This window comes from Nocardia barduliensis, from assembly GCF_013315795.1.
GTDB classification, from domain to species: Bacteria; Actinomycetota; Actinomycetes; order Mycobacteriales; family Mycobacteriaceae; genus Nocardia; species Nocardia barduliensis.
The window spans coordinates 1-911 of record NZ_JABLTE010000273.1 but is presented as its reverse complement, the minus strand read 5'-3'; the positions used below and the strand labels follow the sequence as shown (position 1 = coordinate 911).

The 911-nt window shown below is 72.8% G+C and carries 2 protein-coding genes; both read right to left on the bottom strand.

The features are described 5' to 3' along the window. The coding region (locus tag HOV91_RS39160) for a hypothetical protein (protein WP_043736785.1) at nucleotides 1–392 on the bottom strand (392 nt) is incomplete at its 3' end. A 99-nt stretch (nucleotides 393–491) separates the two neighbouring features. After that, nucleotides 492–911 (bottom strand): hypothetical protein (locus HOV91_RS39155; protein ID WP_174190194.1); only part of this gene is annotated, 420 nt, incomplete at its 5' end.

Sequence of the window (911 nt, the reverse complement as noted above, 5' to 3'; positions counted from 1 at the left end):
CCCGGTGGGGCGGGGACGCGGGTCCATCCGCGGGGCTGACACGTGTAGTGGCGGTCGTCGAGTCCGACGAGGTCGCCGACCGACAGCGACCGGAGTCGCTTTCCGTACCAGGTGTCGGTGTGGATCTGGTCGTCGTCGTGTTCGGGGTGGTCGTTGAAGGCGGCGAAGACGCGCTCGAGCAGAGCCTGGTCGGTGTCGGCGGCCGGGTCGACGCTCAGTGTGTAGGTGTAGGCCAGCGTCACGGATGCGTCGGGCCGGTACCCGGTCAGCAGGACAGTCGGGTCGGTGTTGAGGTAGACCCGCACCCGGACCTCGGTCGGGCGGCGGGGTGCGAGCGGGGCGTCGCGCAGCGCCGCCAGGGCGCGGCGCGCTCGGTTCGGGAGTCGATGCACGGTGGGTGCTCCTGTCGGATCGGGAGTGGTGGACCGGTCCGCCGCAGGGGTCGACACCGCGGCGGACCGGCGAACGGGAGGGAACCGAGCAGGGGCGGGTCAGGCCACCGCTGCGGTGCGGCCGGTGGTGGGCACGAGTCCGAGGTCGATCCGGCAGTCGGTGCAGTAGTTGTCGGCGTGCACGATGCCGTTTCGGGCGCAGGCGTCGCAGCGTCCGATGCGCTGCCCGGCACCGAGCGCGGACCCGCCCCGGCGCGGCCGTCGCGCGGCGGTAGGACGGGGTGCGCGTTCGGGCTGTTCGAGGTTCGTCGCCATCCACCGGGTGATCAGCCGCCAGGTCGGTCCGGTGTTCGCCGCGGCGGCCCGCACTCGATCCAGCAAAGCCCGCACCTGGACAGGATGAGCGGCGGCGATGTAGGCGCAGCGGGATTCGACGAAGGTCTGGATCCCGAACCTGGCGGGCAGGGCGGGGATGCCGGGGTGGCCGTCGGCGCGGCAGACATCGCAGAGCCCGTCGTC